The sequence below is a fragment of the Streptomyces sp. NPDC052496 genome (genome assembly GCF_040679095.1).
In the GTDB taxonomy this organism is placed as follows: domain Bacteria; phylum Actinomycetota; class Actinomycetes; order Streptomycetales; family Streptomycetaceae; genus Streptomyces.
In genome coordinates, this window is the sequence record NZ_JBFAUH010000044.1 from 25,919 (window position 1) to 46,670 (window position 20,752).

The following is a 20,752-nucleotide window of genomic DNA, read 5'->3' on the forward strand; positions in this document are numbered from 1 at the left end:
GCTGATCAGTGACCCATGCCCAATCCGCCGTCGACGGGAATGACGGCTCCAGTGATGTACGCGGCCTCGTCGGAGGCCAGGAAGCGGACCGAGGCGGCGATCTCCTCGGGCTGCGCGTAACGCGCCAGCGGCACCTGCTTGACGATGCCCTCCCGCTGCTCGTCGGTGAGCGCGCGGGTCATGTCGGTGTCGACGAAACCGGGCGCGACCACGTTGACGGTGATGTTACGGCTGCCCAGCTCACGGGCGAGCGAGCGGGCGAAGCCCACCAGGCCCGCCTTGGAGGCGGCGTAGTTCGCCTGGCCCGCGGAGCCCAGCAGGCCCACGACGGACGAGATCAGCACGACGCGGCCCTTGCGCGCCCGCAGCATGCCGCGGTTGGCGCGCTTGACCACCCGGAAGGTGCCGGTGAGGTTGGTTTCGAGGACCGAGGTGAAGTCCTCCTCGGACATCCGCATGAGCAGCTGGTCGCGGGTGACGCCGGCGTTGGCCACCAGCACCTCGACCGCGCCGTGCTTCTCCTCGATCTCCTTGTAGGCCTGCTCGACCTGCTCGGCGTCCGTGATGTCGCACTTCACGGCCAAAAATCCCTCGGGCGGTTCGCCCGAGCGGTAGGTGATGGCGACCTTGTCGCCTGCCTCGGCGAAGGCCCGGGCGATGGCGAGGCCAATGCCGCGGTTGCCTCCGGTGACCAGAACCGAGCGGCTCAAGAGATCACCCTTTCCGTGTCCTGTCCGACCTGCGTTCGCTACGAAACTATCGGTCACCGGCCTCGTACGGAGAATCGAGCCCGGACAGGCGCGCACGCCGGTCACTGTCGGGTCTCTACAGAAGGCACCGCCGGACGGCTGCCTTATGGGGTGGGACGCACGCCCCCAGCAGGCTCACGGGCTGGGACGCACACTCCCGGCAGGCTCACGAGGTGGGGACGCCCCCAGCAGGCTCACGGGCTGGGACACACACTCCCGGCAGGGCATGATGCATGGCGCCGACCTCGGGAGGACGCCTTGCCTGTCACACCTCGTTCGATCGACGAGACCTTCCTCGCGCTGCCCCTGCACGCGCTGGCCGACGCAGCGCTGGCGCGGGCCCGCGCGCTCGGCGCCACCCATGCGGACTTCCGCCTGGAACGGGTGCGCAGCGCGTCCTGGCGGCTGCGGGACGCGCGGCCCTCGGAGGCGTCGGACACCACGGACCTGGGCTACGCGGTACGCGTGGTGCACAACGGGGCCTGGGGTTTCGCGTCCGGCGTGGACCTGACGATGGATGCCGCCGCCCGGGTGGCCGGGCAGGCCGTGGCGATGGCGAAACTCTCCGCCAAGGTGATCGAAGCGGCAGGCTCCACGGAACGGGTCGAGCTGGCGGACGAGCCCGCCTACCCGGACCGCACCTGGATCTCCTCGTACGAGATCAACCCGTTCGACGTACCGGACGCCGACAAGACCGGCCTGCTCGCCGAGTGGAGCGCCCGCCTGCTGGCCGCCCCGGGCGTGGCGCACGCCGACGCCACACTCACCACCGTCCAGGAGAACAAGTTCTACGCGGACACCGCGGGCACCAGCACGACCCAGCAGCGAGTCCGGCTGCACCCGGAGCTGACGGCGGTCGCGGTGGACCCGGCGACCGGCGAGTTCGACTCGATGCGCACCCTCGCCCCGCCGGTGGGCCGCGGCTGGGAATACCTGACCGGCAGCCACTACGACTGGGCCACCGAGCTGGACGAGATCCCGGCCCACCTCGCCGAGAAGCTGCGCGCGCCAGGCGTCGAACCCGGCCGCTACGACCTGGTCGTCGACCCCTCCAACCTGTGGCTGACCATCCACGAATCCATCGGACACGCCACCGAACTGGACCGCGCCCTGGGCTACGAAGCGGCGTACGCGGGCACCTCCTTCGCCACCTTCGACCAGCTCGGCAAGCTGGCGTACGGCTCCGAGGTGATGAACGTGACCGGCGACCGCACCGCCGAACACGGCCTGGCCACCATCGGCTACGACGACGAGGGCGTCGCCGCCCAGTCCTGGGACCTCATCAAGAACGGCACCCTGGTCGGCTACCAACTGGACCGCCGCATCGCCAAACTCACCGGCTCCCCCCGCTCCAACGGCTGCGCCTACGCCGACTCCCCCTCCCACGTCCCCGTCCAACGCATGGCCAACGTCTCCCTGCAACCGGCCCCCCGCGGCCCCTCCACCCGAGACCTGATCTCCGGCGTGGAACACGGCATCTACGTGGTCGGAGACCGCTCGTGGTCGATCGACATGCAGCGGCACAATTTCCAGTTCACACAGCAGAGGGCATATCTCATCCGGGACGGCCAGCTTTGCGGGCAGCTCCGGGACGTTGCCTACCAGGGAAGTACCACGCAGTTCTGGGGCTCCATGGCGGCCATCGGAGGCCCGCAGACGTACGTCCTCGGAGGGGCTTTCAACTGCGGGAAGGCGCAGCCGGGGCAGATCGCTGCTGTGTCGCACGGGTGCCCTTCGGCGATGTTCCGGAATGTGAACATCCTGAACACCTCCAGCGAGTCCGGCCGCTCGTAGCAAGATCGCTTAGGAGGGTCGAAGTCAGCACCAGGTCGACACGGCGCCACGGGGAACCACCGTCGGGGCACCGTCTACGACCGCCTACGCAACGTCGTCCCAGTCATCACCCATGTCACCCTCCTCCGGTGTCAGCCGGGGCGGGACGATGAGCCCCTTGAAGGGAGCCAGGTTCAGCCCCAAGCGGTTGTGCATGGTCCGGGCACCTCGTTCCATCGCTCTGCGGACGAGGTGCCCGTACACCAGCTCCGTCGTCCTCGTACTCCGATGCCCCACCCAGGCCGCGACCTCGAACAGCGGAATGTCCGCGTGGATGGCCTCCGAGACGAAGAAGTGCCGGAAGCTCTTGGGCGTGTACCGGGGAGTCCCGGCGGCCCTGGCCGCCGCCTTGAACTGGCCCAGGAACCAGTCGTACGACGGGTGGCGATCGTTCAGCCGAGGAGACTCGAAGAACCAGCCCCGATCCCCCCACGTCCCGAAGGCGTCAACGTGATCGTTGAAGATCTCGTTGACCGATTCGGGCACCGGGGTCTTCCTCGCCTCAGCGAAGCTGCGGTGCTTGGTCCCCCGCTTCACGCCACGGCGATAGCCCGAGATCTCCTGACAGCCGTACGCCGAGACCTGGTGATCCACGGTGAGGATGCCGCGCTCCCAGTCCATCGACTCCTCGGCCAGCGCCAGGGACTCACCGGGACGCGTGCCGCACCCCGCCATGGCCCAGAAGCCGGCACGGATGAGTTTGGGGGTCTCGGCGATGATCCCGAGCACTTCCTCCATGCTCGGAATGTCGTCATCGGTGACGGGAGTGAGGGACTGGCCGGAACGCCTCCGGGGGTTGGCCTTCTTGCACGGGTTCCGGCCGATGATCTCAGCCGCTACCGCATAGTTGAACACGGAGGAGAGGACGTTCTTCCGTCCGGAGATACCGGAATCCTTGTAACCCCTCTCCCGCTGTTTCGCCTCCCACTCCTGAATCGTTGACGGAGTGATGCTACCGATGGGCTTCTTACCGAAGAAAGGCCCGTAGTGATTCTCGTAGACACTGTGGTAGTTCCGCTTCGAAGACTCTTCGAGCGTGCCCGCGTCCACCCACTCGCGCCAGATCTCTTCGAACAGCCGCATGCCGCCTTTGGGGTTGACGTACGTTCCTAAGTCCTTGTCCCGCTCCACCTTGACTGCGAACGCCTCAGCATCTTCCGCCTTCTTGAACGAAACCTGTCGGAGCTTGCCCGCTCGTCCGCCGGGTTCCCGGTACGTCACCCGATACGGTTTGTGTGTGCACGTCGACTTCTTGCGCCGAGGGCAGGGGCAGTCTTCCTTCTTGATCGTCGCCACGGTTGTTCACCTCCTGCATGTTGATGGGTCAGCGATTGGCCGGGAAGCTAGTCAGCCCTCATCCGGGCGTCAACCCAGTGGTGCAGGTCGCGAGTTCGGAACCGGACATGCTTGCCGACCTTCAGGTACGGGATGCCCCAGCGTCGGTACGAGTCCATCAGGACGCGTTTGGACACGCCCAGCTCCGCAGCAGCCTCCGCCGGCGTCATCAGCAGATTGCTGCCGCCTCTCACAGCTCCTCTCTCTTTCTGCTGGTCAGCTCCTCTTTGGCGACGGCACGATTGCGGGCCACATCTTGGGCAATGCCTGACGCGATGAGGGCGCCGCCGGGGGTATGGCCGGAACCGAGATAGCGCCACTCGCGAGCAGTGATCGCGTTATCGGCGGCAGAAGATTGGCTGATTGAGTTTCGATGTTCGGCCCGGGCCTCACGCAACGCCAAGTACGTGGTCGAATACGTCCGAGATTTGGTGAGGATGTGGCCGCGGAATCCGAGCGTGTGGGTCCAGGCTCGGAGGTTCAGGGATGCGAATTCAGGCAGGCCGCCGAGGCGCCAAGTGGTGCGCATGAGGGTGCGCGTGTGCGCCGTGGCCGGTATCGCGTCGATCTCTTGGAGGCTTTTCAGCCGGTGGTCGGCGCCGGCCAAGGCGTCGGCAGCACCTTTGGTGACGTATTTGGCTACGTACGCCGCCACCGCATCAGCATCCGGCCCATCGGCGGTGTCACAGGCTTCGAGCGGGCGCGCATCGAGCTGGGCTCCCCAGCGCAGCTCGTACTGCCCCACAGCCTGGCTATAGGGAGATTCGAGACGGACCGCACGGGCAGCGGAGTGGACGACGGAAACGAGCAGGCCGGAGGTGCCCCAAGCCGGGGGCAGCACGGTCGGGCCGTCCGCACCGTCGAGACGGAGCACAGCGTGAAGGTGGACCGCCGCGCGCCGCTGAAGTTCAGCGATCTTCGCGTGACAGACGCGGACCGATCGCCGTAAGCCAGTGCGGGTAAGGCCGGTACGGGCCGCCAGGTGATTGTGAACGTTGTCCGTGAACGCCTTCCACAGCCGCCCCGCGTGCGCGTGCCACAGGACGTGTCCGGTGTAGTCGTAGCAGGCCGGGCACAGCGGCTGACCAACCAGAGGGTCCGACTCCTCATGAGCGGTTAGGCAGCCGCGGGAGTGACCGTGCTCGCAGCGCGGCGCACCTCGGCGGGGGCGGCAGCGCGCTCCGCCAGTGGTGGTGCGGTGCACGGCACCGAAGGAGGGAGCAGTCAGGGTGACGAACAGCCGGGGATGGTGCCGAACGGCCGCGGGGATCGATTTGCCGCCGACGAGTCCAGCGCGGACGAGGTGGAAGGTGTCACCTGCATGGGTGTGGGAACAGGGCGCACAGACGGTGGCCCGGCGGTTCCGGCAACGGACGAGTATCCGCTCCCCCGGCTCACGACGGGTGTCGTAGTGGTGCAGGATCTCGCCGGTTGCCGCGTCGCGGACGGTGGTGGCTCCGGCGAGATGGATGGGATGAGCGCAGCCGCCAGTAGCGGTGACCTGGTCGAGCCAGCGAGGGAACTGAAGGTCCTGGACGATACGGATGGCGTCACGGTCGGTCTCGGAGAGCCGGCCCAGACGCGCCACCCGTTCGAGTGCGGCGCGCCGGCCAGCCGAAGCGATGTCGGGGTTGATGGCGGGGACCTCCCCAGGTGGGCCGCAGCAGCGGCACGGTGGATGGTTGGGGCGGAACCGTCCATGGCATTCACTCCTTGCGTGGTCGGGTGGTGAAGATCAGCGGATGGTGCCGGTGCCCCGGCAGCAGCGGCAGCGCCGCCACCGCCCAGAACGGGTCTTTCGGGAGCGCTCGCCTTTGCACACAGGACAGCGCACGCGACGCATCGGCATTCGGGCCCTTCCTATGTGTGCTGGAAGCCGGAGAAGACCCAGTTGACGAGCCCGCCGATGGTGTAGACGAGAGGCGTCTGACCGACGTAGAGGCCGAACAGGCCGATGGCCACTGCCTCCCAGAACTTCACGTCACGGGAGCGGATCAAGAGGATGGTGATGATCCCGAAGACCACCGCGAACGGGATCGAGGTCGCTTCGCTCATGTGCCGGACTCCTCGCCTTGAAGGGCAACCAGGGCGCGGGCCGCGCCGGGCAGCAGTGGCGTACGCGCCGCGTGCTTGGCAGCCGCGTTACGCGCTTCCTCGGTGGTGGTCAGGTGGGAACGGGCCCGCACCCAGCCCCCGTCCGTTCCGGTGCAGACGGCTACGCCGCGTTCGGCAGCGGTGATGGACTGGGCCACGGCCACCGCGTCCTTGTTGAGGTCGCCGAGCGTCATCTCGGCCGTACCGGAGTCGTGCACCCGGTGACAGATCCGACCGCCGAGCTGCGCCCGCAAGGCCGTGACACCGGGACCGAGGTCGGAGCCGACACGTTGCCCGGAGAGGACCAGGTGCAGTCCCAGTGCCGCGCCAAGCTGCGCCAGTCGTAGTAGGTAGGTGGAGCACTGCTCGATCTCCGCCCGGCTGGCCTTCGTACCGTCGGACAGGTACAGCTCCGCCAGCTCATCGACGATGACGACGATGGGGATGGGCCGTCGCTTGGGCGGCAGTTCCCAGATGGAACGCACCCCCGCGTCCCGGCAGCGCCGCATCCGCCCCTGAAGGTCGACAACCAAGGCACCAAGAACCGCAACCGCTTCGCGTCGACAGGTAGCCAGGGCGGAAAGCCGGTCGGCGAACAGCCCCAGCTCCATACCGCCTTTGCAGTCGATGCCGACCAGTGCAACGCGCTGGGGCGCCAGTTCCTTGACCAGTCTGGCGATCAACGTCGACTTACCGGACTGCGTGGCACCCGTGATCAACCAATGAGGCACCTGGAGCAGATCCATGATCCAGGCACCGCCACTCTCCAGGGCGCCAAGTACGGCACTCATCGGCGCGGACGGAGCGGAGACGATGCCAGGACGCTCCAACGGATCCCGAGCCGTGGCGGATAGATGAACGACGCCGCGTTCGGACGAGGTGACCCGTACGGCGTGCACCCGCCAGGTGTGCGCCAACGCGTCCGCGATCTCCAGATACCGGGCCGGCGCCTGCCCCGCATGCAACCGCACCACCAGCTCCAGTCCGTTGGGCATCGCCCGGGGGAAGGAGATCCGCGGCGCCTTGGTGCGCAGTGGTTCGCCCCGGACCTCCAGCCCTTTGATCACACGACTGGCGGGCCGGTCGCTGACCGACAGGCCGTTCAGATCAGCGACCTTGCGCCAGGTGAACAGCACCCGCAGCGCGGTGACGGGATAGCCGGTCAGGTACCAGTGCCAGGCCGGACGGTTCTCCTTCAGCCACCGACCGAACACCAGGAGCCAGGCGAGCACGGCCAGCGCGAAGGCAAGCAGGATCGCTCCCATCAGGCGCCCCCGCCCTTGCCCGGTAAGGCCGGAGCCGCAGCCGGCTGCACGGGCGTGATGGCTTCAGCACGGAAGCTGACGCCGTGCCGATCCCCCATGGCCCAGGAGAACGCCTCCAGTCCGGTGACCCGGATCTCCTGCCCTTCCTTGATCCCCTTGGGCTCCCCGGCCACGGCGATCTCGATCACCGAGATTCGGCGCCCCTCCTGCCGCACGGTCGCCGCAACGGTGTAGATCGTGTTGCCCTCCTTATCTCTCTTGACCTCCTTGGTCTCAAAGTTGCTGATCTTGGGTTCGGGTTCGACGGCACAGCGCAGGACGCCGAGCCGCGAGGTGTCCACGGGTATGGCCTGCATGGGGCTGTTACTCCTAGAGCACTCGCAGAACACGCAAGACGTCACGTGACGTCACTCGTGCTTACGAGCTACGACTATGCACACCTTGACGCCCACAGGCAAGAACTTATGCTTACGAGTGACGTCAGGTAACGTCACGAAGACCGCTGACGACGAGGAAGAAGCCCGGAATGGACGATTCGATGCAGCGCCCCGGAGCGCTCTACCAGCAGCTCGCCGCCGAGATGCGCAGCTCCATCGCATCCGGCGAACTCAAGCCCGGCACCCCGCTCCCCTCCGAGGCGCAGCTCATCGATCGTTACCGAGTCAGCCGGCCCACGGTCCGCAAGGCCGTGTCCCTGCTCAAGGCCGAAGGACTCATCGAGGTCATCCACGGCAAGGGCTCATACGTGAAGGCCGCCCCCGCCCCACCGCTGACCATCGAGCGCACCGTCACCCGCAAGGGCAAAACCTTCACCACCCCACAAGGCATCTGGGAAGAGACCACCCCACCGACCATCTACCGAACTCGCACCACCACCGTCACCGGCCCCCCACTCGGCCTGCCCGAGGACGAAGAACTCTTCGCCTGCGACCGCGTTCTACGTCACCCGAAGACCGGCACCCGCGCCCTGCACCGCACGTTGATCCCCTTCGCCACCGCAGACACCACGCCGCTACTCGCCGAGGCCCCGGACACTCCACCTCAGAAGATCTACGCAGCCCTCACCGCCGCCGGCCACCACCTCACCTGGACCGAGACCGTACGAGCCCGCATGCCCCTGGCCGACGAACGCTCAGCCCTCGAACTCCCCGATGCCACCCCGGTAGTGCACCTTCTGGCCGTCACCCACGGCACCGACCTGGAGCCCCTGCTCCTCGAAGAACTACGCACCAACGGCCACCAGGCCCAGTTCGCCTTCCGCGTCACCGCCGACAGCCCCCGCGCCCTGCACTCCGTCCCGGACTGACCCGGCAGCACAACGCGTCGAAAACTATCTCTACTTCCTCAAGGCGGCTCGCTCCGCTCCCCGCGCGCGGCCCGGCCCCGTCCGGGCCTGCGCTCGTGTCTCCGCCCCGCTCCAGCCCGGCCGGCGCCCGCCCGCGCACACAGCGACCAGCCACCTGACCTCAGAGAAGAGGCACGTCGTGGCTGGGGCGGTCGGCTCCACGGCTTTAGGCAGCCACTTTGGCGCGAGCCTCTAAGATCATGGCCCCCACGTCGTGCTTCACCGGGCAGGTCCACAGACCGCCCGACGCGCCATCAGCTTACGGGGCCATGATCACTCGCCCCAAACCAGCTCCCGCCCAAAGCCGCTCCGCCGCCTTCGTAGATCAGTCAAACCACGTGGACAACAGACCAGCAACAGTCGCACACGCAAGCCCAACACTGGCCAACACGGCAGGGACCGTTACCTCGGGCGCTTGCTCCAGGCCGACCAGTTCGATGCGTTCCCGTACATGGAGAAGGTCGGCCCAGGAGCTCTCAGTCGGAGCCTCCCGTTCCAGCCGACGCGACCGCTCGTCAGCCTCCAGAGTGGGATCGCTCCTGATCTCTTCTACCCGTGAGAACAGGGCGCGAAGGTTTTTCCGGCGACTTTCGACATTTCGCCAGAGCCGCAGCACTCCAAGTGCTGGCAGCAGCCCGCCTGCCAACGTGAGAAGGGTTATGGTCAGCTTCATCACTGAACTATGGATGCTGACCGGCAACCTGTGAACCCTGAACTAGTATGCGGGTACCCTACGGTCACACTCCCGCGCCCGTTCGGTCGGCGTGCTCGCCATCGTGGTTGACTGTCGTCGGCCGAGATCCACACGGTCCGCGGAGGTGCCGGCTCTCCGGCGGTCATCGACGCCCCCGCCCGTATAATTTAAGTAAGCGGCTAACTCGGATGCGTAATTGCATTCCGAATCGTTTGAACAAAGATCACCCTACTCTCCTCGGCGATCTGAATGTTGCGACTGAAATCCTCCAGAAATCGTTTAGCCGCAACGTTCACTTCATGCCCCAGGTTCGCGAAAGCCTCCATCTTGCGGCGCAACTCTTCCGCTTCGCTCATGGAGTGCTCCGCCTGTACCAGGATCCTTTCCAACTGATCGATAGAATACAACTCTTGTAGCCTCTCAAGATCGTCAACATGTCGCAGCACCTCCCTGAACTCTGCTAGCTGAAGATTAGGCGACATCTCTCGCATTTGACGTTCCTGCTCTCTCATTTTTGATAACTCCACCTTGATATACTGGCCATATTTATCTTCTTTCTTGATGTTGTCCATCGTTGCCTTTGAAATGGCTTCCGCCGCCAGAGATACCTCTTCGGGGCCAAGTAACGATATCCGCCTAGCACGCTCCATCATGCGAGAAGCTGACCGGCTCAATTCTGCACGGAGAGCATCGCGTGCACTATCACCTACCGACCGCGTCAATTCTGTGCGCGCCCGACTGCACTCATCCCACGCGTCGAGGAACCCCTCGTAGGCAGCGAGGCGTTGCTGTCGTAGCCAGTGTGCGTGCTCACTTGCAGCCTGATCCTGTACCTGTCCCCGCATCGCCTTGGCATTCATCTTCGCGCCGCTTTTTGCAGCCCATGCTGTAGCAGCGGCGCCGGTCACCGTACCTATGAGCCCGATCAAACCTGCGACCAACGCAGTCACGAATTCCGTCATAGACCTACATGTTGCATGGCCTATCACTACTCCGGTAGACCGTTACGAGTAGCGGTACTGATCTTGCATGGAGCGATCCCGTGGGAGAGTAAGAGTGTGGGTCTCGGGGAGGATGCACCACAGGCGTACCAGATCGAACGGAACAGCGGGAAAATCTGGCCGCGTTCATCCCGTCGCGCCACTCGGGTCGTACGCGGCGGCAGTTGCGGTCAGCGCTCGCGTCGTGGTGGAACTCAGGGAGGCGCACATGTTCCACCGCTGTGCCCCGCTGGTCCCAACCGACCACCCAAAGCAAGGCCGCTCAACTCGCCCTGCCCCATCGCGACGCCGCCCGCAGCAGTCCTGTCGTCTGCCGGGCCGTCGCCGTCGGCAGTTTCAGGGTCACCTCCCCGGAGCCGTCCGGTCGGGCGTGAGCTTGTGCCTTGAGGTTCGTCACGTCGATTCCCGCTGCTGCCAGCGCCTCCACTAGGGCTGCGCCGGCGTCGCGGGCCTCGCGCCAGCCTGCTACGTAATCCACGCCTCGGACCCACACCGTCTCGTCAGGGTCGAACCCGTGGTCCGCCAACCCCTCGCCGCCGAAGGCGTCCATCGACTCAAGTCCCTTCCCTGCTCACCGGATCACTGATCAAGCAGGGCAACCGCACGTGCGCATCACGGCAACCCCGGTACCATCGGCACCGGGGTTGCCAGCAACCCCACCCGGGCCACCCCGGATGCTGTCCAGGCGAGGGGTGGTCCGGTCTTGCATCTTGGGTTGTCGATCACGGTCCGGCCCTGAAGGGGAGCCGACAGAGCCGGACCGCCGCCCCCGGTGGCACGACCGTTCGCGTTCACGACCCTGCGGAGCGGACAGAGTCGGAAGTCGTACGGCCTGTGATCACCAAGGGAGTTCGGGAGAGGCGCTGGCCGGACTCGGCCAGCAGCCCCCAGCAGGGTTACGCCAACGGCCAGCCCCGCTCCTTCTTGACTAGGGCCGTTCCTGGGGCCGGGCACTGCTGCGCGCAGCGCAGGCAACCGCGTGGGCTCCTTGCGGTCAGCCGGGTGCGCTCGCGGTCGAAGAGGCGGAAGAGCGTCCGGTCGGTCACGTGGCGCCACCACTGCTCTTGCGCTCGGAGGGTCGCCTCGTCAGCTATCCCCGCGGCCCATCGGAGCCCCCGGCGCGCGTTCCTCCAGCCCCGGCGCATCACCGGGTCTCCCCTACGGCTGTCGCTCGGAAGTACGAGAGGTTTACGGCCTGGAAGAGGGTGTGGCCCTCGCGGCCCGCGTGTTTCAGTGCCCAGTTCTGTGCCGGCACGGGGTCTTCGGATGCTTCCGAGGTCGCGTCGCACTTCATGCACTTCATTTCGAAGATCGGCGGGCTGCCCGACGTGTCGAGCTGCAACACCCAGTCCACGAACCGGTAGATCGCCTTGACCACCATCAGCGCGACCTCTTCCGGTCGCGTCCCCAGAGCCAGGTGTCGGCGGTGAAGCGCTCCGAGGGGTGCCCCTTGAAGACCAGGACCACCGTGGGGCGCCTGGACGACGCCCGGTCGGGGCGGACCGCCTTCACCTCCTGCAACCGGCCCCGCAGTCGTACTTGGTCTCCCCGCCGTACCCGAGAGGCCATCAGTCGGTCATCCATCACGCTCAGCTTTCCTCTGGGGCCGTCACCACGGCCCATACGGACTTACCGGCCCCCGCGCGTTCGTCCACGCCCCAGCGGGCGGACAGTTCGCCGACGAGGAGCAGGCCCCAACCACCCGTATCGCTCGGTACGCGGATCACTGGGTGTTCCCTCGCCCCGTCGCGTACCTCGATCCGGACGCCATCCGGTACGCGCGAATACCGCGTTTCGATCTCGCGCTCGACAGTCGCGCGCCCATGCCTGACCGCATTGGTGACCAACTCGGAGAGCACCAGCAGCACTTCGTCAACCACCGTGCTCAGGTCCCACTTGACCAACAGTTCACTCAACTCAGTGCGAGCCAAGCCGACGCTGCGAGTGTGGTGAGGCCATCGGCTCACTGCCGAATCCCCAGTGCTGACCGTCGCATCGGGCTTCATACGCAGCAGGATCGTGGCCAGTTGTTCCGGAATCGACACCAGCGTGATTACCCACGGTGGGTAACATCGCGAGGGAAGCGTCACAGCGATCCAGGCTGAGTCCATCGGAGCATCGCTCATGCCCAAGTCCGAACCGCCGCAAGATCTACCCGCGCGCATCTTGAACGACGCCGAAATGATCAAAGCGTGCTACGAACGCGACTTCTCGCGTATTTTTAAGATCGTTAAGCGGGCAGGTCTCTACCCCGCCCTCATCGCGCGGCGCTGCGACCTGACACCGAGCCGGGTCGGCGAGGTCATCCAGGGGCAGCGGATCATCAAGGACATGGCCGTTGTCGAGCGTGTGGCCGATGGGCTCCGCATCCCCGGACGCATGCTTGGCCTCATGCGCCGGGGCTGGGAGGAGGGCGCGGAGGTGCCGGCGGGGGCCGTTCTGCTGACGCCGCCCGAGCCAGCCATGGGCTCCGAGCCGACTGATGATCTGTGGGTTGCGACGTCTGGCGAAGACCTGGCCGATCCGGAATTCACCGCGGCTCTCATTGAGAGTCAGCTGCCTCAGCGCTACAAGAGTGCGAATTATTTCGGGGCGAGACAACCGCTGGCCACGGTCAGTCATGACGCGAAGACCATCGCCCGTCTTCTGGACACTGCCAATGGTCCGGTGCGACGCAGGCTGTTGCATGTAGGCAGCCAGACCGCCGAATTCCTCGGGTGGCTGTACCAAGATTTGGGCGACTTCACGGCGGCGGCGTACTGGTCTGACCGTTCGATGGAATGGGCGCAGGAAGCCGCCGACCATCACATGCAGTCGTACCTACTGTTCCGCAAGAGCCACCAGGCCGCCGCGCAGGGCAGCCCGGTGCGTGCCGTCGGCCTGGCCCAAGCAGCGCAGTACGTACCGAACAGGACTCCCCAGCTTTCCGCGCTCGCGGCGCTGCAAGAGGCCGCCGGCCACGCTCTCCAAGGAGACCCGCAGGCCGCTCTGAGCAAGTTCGACGAGGCTCACGAGCTGGCGTCACGGACGTGCGAGGCCGATCCGGAGGCCCTTCTCGATACGTCGTACTGCACCCCGACCTACGTGGAGATCCAGCGCGCCAATTGCTGGATCGATCTTGGTGACCCGTCGCGCGCCATCCGGCTCTTCGAGGAGGAGATTGCCGCCCTCCCCCAGGTCTTCCGAAACGACCGCAGCGTCTATCTCGCACGGCTCGCCCGCGCCTACGCCAAGGCCGGTGAGCCCGAGCCGTGCGCAGAGGCCGCCGGGAAGGCCTTGGCCATCGTCACGCAGACCGGTTCGGCCCGGACCCTCGCGGAGCTGACGGCTGTGGCCCGGGCCGTCCCGGCACGTCAGAAGGTTCCTGCCATAGCAGCGTTCACTGAACGCCTTCAGATCGTTCGCGACCGACTTACGACCTAGTTCGGCCGGAAACCATGAGGGATGCTAAGGACATGGACGATCTGATCACCCAGGCCACGTCCGAGGACGAGCGCCGCAAGGGTCCGACCATCGCCGTACTGCCTGTGGGGAGCTTCGAGCAGCACGGTGCTCACCTGCCCCTGACCACGGACACCGCCATTGCGTGCATGATCGCCAAGCGCATCGCCGACGATCACGGCCTCTTCCTCCTGCCGCCCATCACCGTCTCCTGCTCCCACGAGCACGCGGGTATGGCAGGTACGGCGGGAACTGTAAGCATCAGCGCCGCGACCCTGTACGCCGTCGTCAACGACATCTGGCGGTCTCTGAAGGCGTCCGGCGTGCCGGGGCTGATGATCGTCAACGGGCATGGTGGCAATTACGTGCTGTCGAACGTGGTGCAGGAAGCCAATGTGGGCGGCCCCCGCGTGGCTCTCTTCCCCGTCAGCGAGGACCGGGCCCGGGCCCGCCAGGAAGCCGGCCTGGAGAGCAGCAGCCCCGGCGACATGCACGGCGGAGAGTTCGAAGTCTCGCTGCTCCTGCACGGCGCTCCGCACCTCGTACGCGACGGCATCGAGCAGGATGATCACTCAGCTCCCAGCCGTCCGCATCTGCTGACACTGGGCATGGCCGGGTACACCACCAACGGCATCATCGGGCAGCCTTCCCTCGCTACAGCGGCCAAGGGGAAGGCTCTGCTGGACAGCCTCTCCCAGTCCGCTCGTGCTCATCTCGCCGTTCTGGCCGGGGACCACCCTGCCCCGTAGGCCCGGCGTCTACGATCAGGCATCGAAGATCCGCAGCACCCCGCCAAAAGTCAACACCAAGCCGTCACCACACCCCGTACAGTCCGGTTTCAACCGGTATCAACACGGATCGAGGGTGGACCGTGAAACACCGCCTGACCTGCACAGACGCTGATCGGAGAGGTATGCCCTCCGCTCCCCCGGTGAATTTCCAGTTCACCGGCCAGCGCTTCTTCCGTATCGAGCACGGGCAGTTGGCGGGGCAGGTGCGGGACGTCGCCTATCAGGCCACCACCACCGACTTCTGGGGGTCGATGGCCGCGGTCGGCGGGCCCGGGACGTATGTGCTGGGAGGGGCGTTCAACTGTGGGAAGGCGCAGCCGGGGCAGATTGCTGCGGTGTCGCATGGGTGTCCGTCGGCGCTGTTCACCGGCGTCAGTATGTTGAACACGGCGCGGGAGGCGGGGCGATGAGCAGGCGTACGGGGCGTACGGGCGCACCCCACGAGATGGTGGAGCGGGCCCTGGAGCTGTCGCGGGCCGACGGGTGTGTGGTCATCGCGGAGGAGCGGTCCAGTGCCAATCTGCGGTGGGCCGGTAACGCGCTGACCACCAACGGGGTCACCCGGGGGCGGTCGCTGACCGTCATCGCCACCGTGGACGGCGCGCAGGGCACCGCCTCGGGTGTGGTGTCGCGGTCCGCGGTGACCGCCGCCGACCTGGAGCCGCTGGTGCGGGAGGCGGAGGCGGCGGCCCGGGCGGCCGGGCCCGCCGAGGACGCCGCGCCGCTGGTCTCCGGGGCCGCGCCGTCGCCGGATTTCACCGAGGCACCGGCGGAGACCTCTTCCGCGGTGTTCGACGCGTTCGCGCCCGCGCTGGGCGAGTCGTTCAAGCGGGCCAGGGACGGGGGCCGTGAGCTGTACGGGTTCGCGTACCACGAGGTGGTGTCGTCCTATCTCGGGTCGTCCACGGGGCTGCGGCTGCGGCACGACCAGCCCACCGGGACGCTGGAGCTGAACGCCAAGTCGCCGGACCGCACCCGGTCCGCCTGGGCGGGCCGGTCCACCCGGGACTTCCGGGACGCGGACCCGCTGGCCATGGACGCGGAGCTGGCCACCCGGCTCGGCTGGGCGGCGCGCCGCATCGAGCTGCCGGCCGGGCGGTACGAGACGCTGCTGCCGCCGTCCGCCGTGGCCGACCTGCTCGTGTACCAGCAGTGGTCCGCGGCGGCGCGGGACGCCGTGGAGGGCCGTACGGTCTTCTCGCGGCCCGGCGGTGACACGCGGATCGGGTCGAAGGTCGCGGAGCTGCCGCTGACGCTGCGCAGCGACCCGGGCGCCCCCGGCCTGGAGTGCGCGCCGTTCGTGCTGGCCCACTCCTCCGGTGACGACGCCTCCGTCTTCGACAACGGGCTGCCTCTGGAGCCGACCGACTGGGTGCGCGAAGGTGAGCTGCGGCGGCTGGTGACCACTCGGCACAGTGCCGGGCTGACCGGGCTGCCGGTGGCGCCGGGCATCGACAACCTGATCCTGGACGGCGGCGGCACCCGGTCGCCGGCGGAGATGGTGGCGGACACCGAGCGGGGGCTGCTGCTGACCTGCCTGTGGTACATCCGCGAGGTGGACCCGGCGACGCTGCTGCTCACCGGGCTGACCCGGGACGGTGTCTACCTGGTCGAGAACGGCGAGGTGGTGGGCGAGGTGAACAACTTCCGGTTCAACGAGTCGCCGCTGGACCTGCTGGCGCGGGCCGTGGAGGCGGGCCGTACGGAGCGCACGCTGCCCCGGGAGTGGAGCGACTACTTCACCCGCGCGGCGATGCCGGCGCTGCGCGTCCCGGACTTCAACATGAGTTCGGTGAGTCCGGGGGTATGACGCCGGTGCCGATGCCGGTGGGGCCGGTGGCCGGGGCCGGGCGCGGGCTCCACCGGGGCCGGGCGGCGGCTCTAATAGACTCTCCCTTCGTCCTCCCGTACGGGAACACCGACCGATCAGGAACGCCATGACACGCCTCGGCGAATCCGTCGCCCGCGCCAGCTCGCTGCTCTCCGCAGACCTCTCCGCCGACGCCACCGTCGCGGAGCTGCTCAAGGAGACGGGCGAGCGGCGCTATCTCGACCTGACGGACCTGCCCGCCAAGGAGCAGGCCGAGCTGATCGCCTCCCGCACCGTCGAGGTGCTGCCGGGCGTGGACCGGCTCGCCGAGCGGATCGAGGAGCGCCGGGCGGCGGGCCGGGGCCTGCACATCAAGCTGGGCATCGACCCGACCGCCACCGACGTCCACCTCGGGCACGCCGTACCGCTGATCATCCTGAGCCGGTTCCAGCGGCTCGGGCACGACGTGACGCTGATCATCGGTGACTTCACCGCCAAGATCGGCGACCCGTCGGGCCGGACCGCCGAGCGCCCGCCGCTGACCGACGAGGACATCGCCGCCAACCTGGCCAGCTACCGCGACCAGGTCCGGCCGTTCTTCGACTTCGAGAAGGTCAGCTTCCGGCAGAACAGCGAGTGGCTGGCGCCGTACACCTTCCCGGAGCTGCTCAGCCTGCTCTCGCAGGTGCCGGTCTCGCAGCTGCTCCAGCGCGAGGACTTCCGCAACCGCCTCGCCGCGGGCTCCGGCCTGACGATGACGGAGCTGCTGTACCCGATCGCGCAGGGCCTGGACTCGGTGGCGCTGGAGTGCGACGTGGAGCTGGGCGGCGCCGACCAGCTGCTCAACCTCCAGATGGGCCGCAAGCTGATGGAGCTGCGCGGGCAGCGGCCGCAGCTGGTCGTCACGATGCCGCTGATCGAGGGCACCGACGGCACCGGCGCCAAGATGTCGAAGTCCAAGGGCAACTACGTCGGGCTCAGCGCGCCCGCCGACGATGTCTTCGGCAAGATCATGTCGGTGCCGGACCGGCTGATGGAGCCGTACCTGAAGGCCTGGACGGAGTGGACCGACGAGGAGATCGCGGTCGTGCTGGCCCGGGTCGCGGACAAGAGCCTGCACCCGATGGACCTGAAGAAGGTCCTGGCGGGCGAGGTCGTGACGGTGCTGTACGGCCTGGAGGCGGCGATGGCCGCGCGCGCCGGGTTCGTGGCGCAGTTCTCCAAGAAGTCCTTCGCCGACGTCGGCACGCTGCCGGTGGTGGACGCCGCCGAGCACGGTGCGGAGACGGTGGCCACGGTCCTGACCAAGGTCCTGGAGTTCACGCCGAGCGCCTCGGCGGCCCGGCGGCTGGCCAAGCAGAACGCGCTGCGCCTGGTCGTGGAGGCCGAGGCGGGCCAGCAGACGCTGGTGCTGGCCGAGGCCGAGGTGATCCGGCCGCTGGGCGAGGTGCTGGCCGAGAAGCTGGCCGACGTCTCCGGCACGGCCTACCTGAAGGCCGGCCGCAAGCTGGCGCAGATCGAGGGCCGGTAGGGATTCCGGAGCCGCGAGCCCGGGTCCGGGCCCGGGTCCGGTCCGCGACGGGCGTCTCGTAGGCCGCTGGGATTCGGGCGGGGCGGGACTGCTGTCCCTTCGGTACGGGCCGCCCCTCCGGTACGGCGACGGCCGGTGCGCATTCCGTGCGCACCGGCCGTTCTCGCGTACCGGGGCCGGTCAGGTCGTCTCTCTGCCGTGACCGCGTACGGCCGCCCAGAGCCGGTCGCCGACGGCGACCACCACGACCGCGCCGACCAGCTGCAGCAGGTGCCGGGTCCAGTCGATGCCCTTGGTGTCGTTCACCCCGATGCCGGTGGCCAGCCAGTTGCCCAGGACGCTGCCGAGCATGCCGAAGACCACGGTCAGCCACAGGGGGATCTGCTGCTTGCCCGGGAGGATCGCCTTGGCGATCAGGCCCAGGACAAGGCCCACGATGATTGCCCACAACCAAGTCATGTCGCCTCCTAAAGCGGCGCGCGCACGTGAGCGTGCCCAGCCAGTTTCGCCCCGGAACCCCTACGCCGCACGCCGGAGCGGACCGTACGCGGAACGGCGGCGCGGACCCGGCCCCGGCGTATCGCGCCCCGGTCTCGAAGGCGGCGCAGGCGCGGCGTAACGTGGGTTCGGTGCTGAACCGGGGAGAATCCGGCACGACAAGCAGGTGGTGGAACGTGATGCGGAAGCAGACCGGCGCCCAGGCCTTCCGGATCACGGGAGCGCGGCAGGGGCTGACCGAGGACGTACGGGGCCGGCAGCGGCGCTATGTGATCTCCATGTCGGTGCGGACGGTGGCCGTCGTCCTCACCGCCGTGCTCTGGAACATCGAGCGTCACGTGGCCATCGGCACACTGGCGCTGGGCATCCTGCTGCCGTACGTCGCGGTCGTCATCGCCAACGCGGGGCGGGAGAACGTACGTTCACTGCCGTCCACCTTCATACCGGCTCCCACACGGCCGATGCTGGGCCCCGGGAGCACCGCCGACCCGGCGGAACCGGTCCCGGAAGCGGCCGGGCCGGAAGCGGACGGGCCGCGGCAGGAGCGGAGTTGACCCGGCCGTGATCGGCGTAGCTCAAGAAAAGCTCAGATCAATCATGCGGTTCCGGTGCACCGGGCCCGCTCCCGCGTGACATACTGCGTACGCGCTCCGCATCCCCCGTCGGAGCGACGGACCGACGCCGGGCGGCTCCCCCCGTGGCTGCCCGGCGTCGCCATGTCCGCTTCGGCGGCGACGTAGGGTTGAGGCCGTGAACTCCCCTGACGCCCCGATTCCCGGCCTCTTCGGCGACACCGCGTCCGAGACGCCGATCTGCTCGGCCAAAGGCTGCCGCGCCGCCGCGGTGTGGGTGCTGGCCTGGAACAATCCCAAGCTGCACACGCCGGATCGCCGTAAGACCTGGCTCGCCTGCGAGGAGCACCGCGAGCACCTGGCCAACTTCCTCGACGTGCGCGGCTTCCTGAAGGACGTCGTCACACTGGAGGCGTGGGAGAAGGGCCAGGCTGCCGCCGAGGGGCCGACGGGGAGCTGATCGGCCACAGCTGGTCAGCCACAGTGCCGCCCGGACGTCTGACGGCTGACCGACGGACGGCTGACCGGCCGGCCGGCCCACTGGCCGCCCCACAGGCCCGCCGCCATTGGTCCGCCGCCATTGGTCCGGCCTCTGGCGGAAGCCGGCGGCCGGCGGGCGCTCAGCCCCCGATCGCCGACATCGGCCGCTCGGGCTGGAGGAACGACGGGTCGTCCAGGCCCGAGCCCGCCTTCTTGCCCCACATCGCCTGCTTCCATATACGGGCGATCTCCGCGTCCGGGGCGTCCGAGCGCAGTGCCGCGCGCAGGTCCGTCTCCTCGGTGGCGAACAGGCACGTACGGACCTGGCCGTCGGCGGTCAGCCGCGTACGGTCGCAGGCGCGGCAGAACGGGCGGGTGACGGAGGCGATGACGCCGACCCGATGCGGGCCGCCGTCCACCAGCCAGCGCTCGGCGGGCGCCGAGCCGCGCTCGTCCTGGCCCTCGGGGGTCAGCGTGAAGCGGGTGCGCAGCGAGGTGAGGATGTCACCGGCGGTGATCATGCCGTCGCGCTTCCAGCCGTGCTGGGCGTCGAGCGGCATCTGCTCGATGAAGCGCAGCTCGTAGTCGTGGGCGATCGCCCAGGCCAGCAGGTCGGGGGCCTCGTCGTCGTTGAGCCCTGGCATCAGGACGCTGTTGACCTTGACGGGGGTGAGGCCGGCGGCGCGGGCCGCTTCCAGGCCGCGCAGTACGTCCTCGTGGCGCTTGCGGCGGGTCAGGGCGCGGAAGACGTCGGGGCGCAGGGTGTCGAGGGAGACGTTGACGCGGTCCAGGCCGGCGTCGCGCAGGGCGGTGGCCGTGCGCTCCAGGCCGATGCCGTTGGTGGTCAGCGACATCTGCGGGCGGTTCTCCAGGGCGGCGACCCGCTCGACGAGGCCGACGAGGCCGGGGCGCAGCAGCGGCTCGCCGCCCGTGAAGCGGACCTCTTCGATGCCCAGATCGGTCACGGCGATGCGGATCAGGCGCACGATCTCGTCGTCGGTGAGCAGGTCGGGCTTGGCGAGCCATTGCAGGCCCTCTTCCGGCATGCAGTACGTGCAGCGCAGGTTGCACCGGTCGGTCAGCGAGACGCGCAGGTCGGTGGCCACGCGACCGAATGTGTCGATGAGCACTGCTGCCCCCTGCCCGAGAGCACCGCTGCCCCCATGCCCGAGTCCGATCAGTTCGCTTTCGAGCCTACGCGATGGGTCTGACAGCGAGCACGGGTGAGATGTCACGATGACCGACACGGCGGTGGACGTGGCGGCCTCGGCTGCGGACGGTGACGACCGGGCGCTGGCCGCTGCCGTGCGCGC

Annotated in this window: 23 protein-coding genes and 1 pseudogene; 9 read left to right on the plus strand and 15 right to left on the minus strand. The window is 67.9% G+C overall.

Annotated elements, in window-relative coordinates; all coding sequences use genetic code 11:
• Positions 1-5 precede the first annotated feature (5 nt).
• Complete coding sequence (gene fabG, locus AB0L45_RS36880; protein WP_365848047.1) at positions 6-710, minus strand: 3-oxoacyl-[acyl-carrier-protein] reductase; 705 nt, start codon at positions 708-710, stop codon at positions 6-8.
• A gap of 297 nt (positions 711-1,007) precedes the next feature.
• Here fabG and AB0L45_RS36885 point away from each other — a divergent pair, with 297 nt between their 5' ends.
• Positions 1,008-2,543 carry a TldD/PmbA family protein gene (locus AB0L45_RS36885; RefSeq protein WP_365848049.1) on the plus strand — a complete coding sequence of 512 codons (1,536 nt, stop codon included), beginning with the start codon at positions 1,008-1,010 and terminating at the stop codon, positions 2,541-2,543.
• A gap of 84 nt (positions 2,544-2,627) precedes the next feature.
• Here the strand turns inward: AB0L45_RS36885 and AB0L45_RS36890 are convergent, their stop codons facing one another.
• The 6 genes from AB0L45_RS36890 to AB0L45_RS36915 all read right to left on the minus strand — a co-directional run bounded on the left by AB0L45_RS36890 (position 2,628) and on the right by AB0L45_RS36915 (position 7,632).
• On the minus strand, positions 2,628-3,878 hold the full coding sequence (locus AB0L45_RS36890) for a site-specific integrase (protein ID WP_365848051.1): 1,251 nt from the start codon (positions 3,876-3,878) through the stop codon (positions 2,628-2,630).
• 47 nt (positions 3,879-3,925) lie between these two features.
• Positions 3,926-4,111 (minus strand): helix-turn-helix domain-containing protein, encoded by a 186-nt coding sequence (locus AB0L45_RS36895; protein ID WP_365848053.1) that lies wholly within the window; start codon positions 4,109-4,111, stop codon positions 3,926-3,928.
• Positions 4,108-5,505, minus strand: a complete 1,398-nt coding sequence (locus AB0L45_RS36900) for a replication initiator (RefSeq protein WP_365848055.1) — start codon at positions 5,503-5,505, stop codon at positions 4,108-4,110. The genes AB0L45_RS36895 and AB0L45_RS36900 overlap by 4 nt, the downstream gene beginning before the upstream one ends.
• A gap of 272 nt (positions 5,506-5,777) precedes the next feature.
• Positions 5,778-5,972 (minus strand): hypothetical protein, encoded by a 195-nt coding sequence (locus AB0L45_RS36905; RefSeq protein WP_030596777.1) that lies wholly within the window; start codon positions 5,970-5,972, stop codon positions 5,778-5,780.
• Entirely contained in the window at positions 5,969-7,276 is a 1,308-nt protein-coding gene (locus tag AB0L45_RS36910) for an FtsK/SpoIIIE domain-containing protein (RefSeq protein ID WP_365848057.1), read from the minus strand. The genes AB0L45_RS36905 and AB0L45_RS36910 overlap by 4 nt, the downstream gene beginning before the upstream one ends.
• Positions 7,276-7,632 (minus strand): hypothetical protein, encoded by a 357-nt coding sequence (locus AB0L45_RS36915; RefSeq protein WP_365848059.1) that lies wholly within the window; start codon positions 7,630-7,632, stop codon positions 7,276-7,278. Before AB0L45_RS36915 ends, AB0L45_RS36910 begins: the two co-directional genes overlap by 1 nt.
• Positions 7,633-7,802: 170 nt before the next feature.
• Here AB0L45_RS36915 and AB0L45_RS36920 point away from each other — a divergent pair, with 170 nt between their 5' ends.
• A complete protein-coding gene (locus tag AB0L45_RS36920; RefSeq protein WP_365848061.1) occupies positions 7,803-8,582 on the plus strand; it encodes a GntR family transcriptional regulator in 780 nt (259 codons plus the stop codon).
• Between the two features lie 364 nt (positions 8,583-8,946).
• On the opposite strand, the gene AB0L45_RS36925 is transcribed toward AB0L45_RS36920, so the two are convergent.
• The 6 genes from AB0L45_RS36925 to AB0L45_RS36950 form a co-directional block, all read right to left on the minus strand.
• On the minus strand, positions 8,947-9,294 hold the full coding sequence (locus AB0L45_RS36925) for a hypothetical protein (protein ID WP_365848063.1): 348 nt from the start codon (positions 9,292-9,294) through the stop codon (positions 8,947-8,949).
• A gap of 200 nt (positions 9,295-9,494) precedes the next feature.
• On the minus strand, positions 9,495-10,277 hold the full coding sequence (locus tag AB0L45_RS36930) for a hypothetical protein (RefSeq protein WP_365848065.1): 783 nt from the start codon (positions 10,275-10,277) through the stop codon (positions 9,495-9,497).
• Between the two features lie 301 nt (positions 10,278-10,578).
• Positions 10,579-10,866, minus strand: a complete 288-nt coding sequence (locus tag AB0L45_RS36935) for a hypothetical protein (protein WP_365848067.1) — start codon at positions 10,864-10,866, stop codon at positions 10,579-10,581.
• A gap of 594 nt (positions 10,867-11,460) precedes the next feature.
• On the minus strand, positions 11,461-11,697 hold the full coding sequence (locus AB0L45_RS36940; protein ID WP_365848069.1) for a hypothetical protein: 237 nt from the start codon (positions 11,695-11,697) through the stop codon (positions 11,461-11,463).
• On the minus strand, positions 11,697-11,900 hold the full coding sequence (locus AB0L45_RS36945) for a hypothetical protein (protein WP_150240211.1): 204 nt from the start codon (positions 11,898-11,900) through the stop codon (positions 11,697-11,699). Before AB0L45_RS36945 ends, AB0L45_RS36940 begins: the two co-directional genes overlap by 1 nt.
• Positions 11,901-11,905: 5 nt before the next feature.
• On the minus strand, positions 11,906-12,361 hold the full coding sequence (locus AB0L45_RS36950) for an ATP-binding protein (protein WP_365848071.1): 456 nt from the start codon (positions 12,359-12,361) through the stop codon (positions 11,906-11,908).
• Between the two features lie 79 nt (positions 12,362-12,440).
• On the opposite strand from AB0L45_RS36950, the gene AB0L45_RS36955 reads away from it, so the two are divergent.
• The 5 genes and pseudogenes from AB0L45_RS36955 to tyrS all read left to right on the plus strand — a co-directional run bounded on the left by AB0L45_RS36955 (position 12,441) and on the right by tyrS (position 17,889).
• Positions 12,441-13,739, plus strand: a complete 1,299-nt coding sequence (locus AB0L45_RS36955; RefSeq protein ID WP_365848073.1) for a hypothetical protein — start codon at positions 12,441-12,443, stop codon at positions 13,737-13,739.
• A gap of 32 nt (positions 13,740-13,771) precedes the next feature.
• Positions 13,772-14,506: a creatininase family protein gene (locus AB0L45_RS36960; protein ID WP_365848075.1), complete on the plus strand. Its 735-nt coding sequence runs from the start codon at positions 13,772-13,774 to the stop codon at positions 14,504-14,506.
• 185 nt (positions 14,507-14,691) lie between these two features.
• Positions 14,692-14,958 (plus strand): annotated as a pseudogene (locus AB0L45_RS36965) (TldD/PmbA family protein); the annotation flags it as partial.
• Positions 14,955-16,358 (plus strand): metallopeptidase TldD-related protein, encoded by a 1,404-nt coding sequence (locus tag AB0L45_RS36970; protein WP_365848077.1) that lies wholly within the window; start codon positions 14,955-14,957, stop codon positions 16,356-16,358. The pseudogene AB0L45_RS36965 and the gene AB0L45_RS36970, both read left to right, overlap by 4 nt.
• A gap of 127 nt (positions 16,359-16,485) precedes the next feature.
• Positions 16,486-17,889, plus strand: a complete 1,404-nt coding sequence (gene tyrS / locus AB0L45_RS36975; RefSeq protein WP_365848079.1) for a tyrosine--tRNA ligase — start codon at positions 16,486-16,488, stop codon at positions 17,887-17,889.
• 180 nt (positions 17,890-18,069) lie between these two features.
• On the opposite strand, the gene AB0L45_RS36980 is transcribed toward tyrS, so the two are convergent.
• Positions 18,070-18,348, minus strand: coding sequence for a GlsB/YeaQ/YmgE family stress response membrane protein (locus AB0L45_RS36980; protein WP_365848081.1), 279 nt, complete (start codon positions 18,346-18,348; stop codon positions 18,070-18,072).
• Between the two features lie 218 nt (positions 18,349-18,566).
• On the opposite strand from AB0L45_RS36980, the gene AB0L45_RS36985 reads away from it, so the two are divergent.
• Together AB0L45_RS36985 and AB0L45_RS36990 are read left to right on the plus strand one after the other, a co-directional pair.
• Positions 18,567-18,941 carry a DUF3099 domain-containing protein gene (locus AB0L45_RS36985; RefSeq protein ID WP_365848083.1) on the plus strand — a complete coding sequence of 125 codons (375 nt, stop codon included), beginning with the start codon at positions 18,567-18,569 and terminating at the stop codon, positions 18,939-18,941.
• Between the two features lie 196 nt (positions 18,942-19,137).
• On the plus strand, positions 19,138-19,419 hold the full coding sequence (locus tag AB0L45_RS36990; protein ID WP_365848085.1) for a hypothetical protein: 282 nt from the start codon (positions 19,138-19,140) through the stop codon (positions 19,417-19,419).
• 160 nt (positions 19,420-19,579) lie between these two features.
• Here AB0L45_RS36990 and moaA read toward each other — a convergent pair whose 3' ends face one another.
• Positions 19,580-20,569, minus strand: a complete 990-nt coding sequence (moaA, locus tag AB0L45_RS36995) for a GTP 3',8-cyclase MoaA (RefSeq protein ID WP_365848087.1) — start codon at positions 20,567-20,569, stop codon at positions 19,580-19,582.
• Positions 20,570-20,752 lie beyond the last annotated feature (183 nt).

What these genes read in the sequence shown, in the direction of transcription:
- AB0L45_RS36905 (WP_030596777.1), bottom strand. Translation starts at nt 5,972, where the DNA reads ATGAGCGAAGCGACCTCGATCCCGTTCGCGGTGGTCTTCGGGATCATC.
- AB0L45_RS36910 (WP_365848057.1), bottom strand. Translation starts at nt 7,276, where the DNA reads ATGGGAGCGATCCTGCTTGCCTTCGCGCTGGCCGTGCTCGCCTGGCTC.
- AB0L45_RS36915 (WP_365848059.1), bottom strand. Translation starts at nt 7,632, where the DNA reads ATGCAGGCCATACCCGTGGACACCTCGCGGCTCGGCGTCCTGCGCTGT.
- AB0L45_RS36920 (WP_365848061.1), top strand. Translation starts at nt 7,803, where the DNA reads ATGGACGATTCGATGCAGCGCCCCGGAGCGCTCTACCAGCAGCTCGCC.
- AB0L45_RS36925 (WP_365848063.1), bottom strand. Translation starts at nt 9,294, where the DNA reads ATGAAGCTGACCATAACCCTTCTCACGTTGGCAGGCGGGCTGCTGCCA.
- AB0L45_RS36930 (WP_365848065.1), bottom strand. Translation starts at nt 10,277, where the DNA reads ATGACGGAATTCGTGACTGCGTTGGTCGCAGGTTTGATCGGGCTCATA.
- AB0L45_RS36935 (WP_365848067.1), bottom strand. Translation starts at nt 10,866, where the DNA reads ATGGACGCCTTCGGCGGCGAGGGGTTGGCGGACCACGGGTTCGACCCT.
- AB0L45_RS36940 (WP_365848069.1), bottom strand. Translation starts at nt 11,697, where the DNA reads ATGGTGGTCAAGGCGATCTACCGGTTCGTGGACTGGGTGTTGCAGCTC.
- AB0L45_RS36945 (WP_150240211.1), bottom strand. Translation starts at nt 11,900, where the DNA reads ATGGATGACCGACTGATGGCCTCTCGGGTACGGCGGGGAGACCAAGTA.
- AB0L45_RS36955 (WP_365848073.1), top strand. Translation starts at nt 12,441, where the DNA reads ATGCCCAAGTCCGAACCGCCGCAAGATCTACCCGCGCGCATCTTGAAC.
- AB0L45_RS36960 (WP_365848075.1), top strand. Translation starts at nt 13,772, where the DNA reads ATGGACGATCTGATCACCCAGGCCACGTCCGAGGACGAGCGCCGCAAG.
- AB0L45_RS36970 (WP_365848077.1), top strand. Translation starts at nt 14,955, where the DNA reads ATGAGCAGGCGTACGGGGCGTACGGGCGCACCCCACGAGATGGTGGAG.
- tyrS (WP_365848079.1), top strand. Translation starts at nt 16,486, where the DNA reads ATGACACGCCTCGGCGAATCCGTCGCCCGCGCCAGCTCGCTGCTCTCC.
- AB0L45_RS36980 (WP_365848081.1), bottom strand. Translation starts at nt 18,348, where the DNA reads ATGACTTGGTTGTGGGCAATCATCGTGGGCCTTGTCCTGGGCCTGATC.
- AB0L45_RS36985 (WP_365848083.1), top strand. Translation starts at nt 18,567, where the DNA reads ATGCGGAAGCAGACCGGCGCCCAGGCCTTCCGGATCACGGGAGCGCGG.